Origin of the sequence: Stenotrophomonas sp. (assembly GCF_031995405.1) — a bacterium.
Lineage (GTDB): Bacteria > Pseudomonadota > Gammaproteobacteria > Xanthomonadales > Xanthomonadaceae > Stenotrophomonas.
In genome coordinates this window covers 16,194-16,478 of record NZ_DAMAGC010000042.1, presented here as the reverse complement: position 1 = coordinate 16,478, position 285 = coordinate 16,194, and positions in this window count along the sequence as shown.

The window sequence follows — 285 nt, the reverse complement described above, 5'->3', positions numbered from 1 at the left end:
GGCAGGTAGAGCCACCCCATGGGTGGCTGCACGCCACGCCAGATCGAAAAGCAGCCACGCATGGCGTGGCTCTACGCCACACATCGCGCACCCTGTAGGTAGAGCCACCCCATGGGTGGCTGCACGGCGATGCGGGATCGAAAAGCAGCCACGCATGGCGTGGCTCTACGCCACACATCGCGCAGCCTGCGGGTAGAGCCACCCCATGGGTGGCTGCACCGCAACGCCGAATCGAAAAGCAGCCACGCATGGCGTGGCTCTACGCCACACATCGCGCACCCTGTA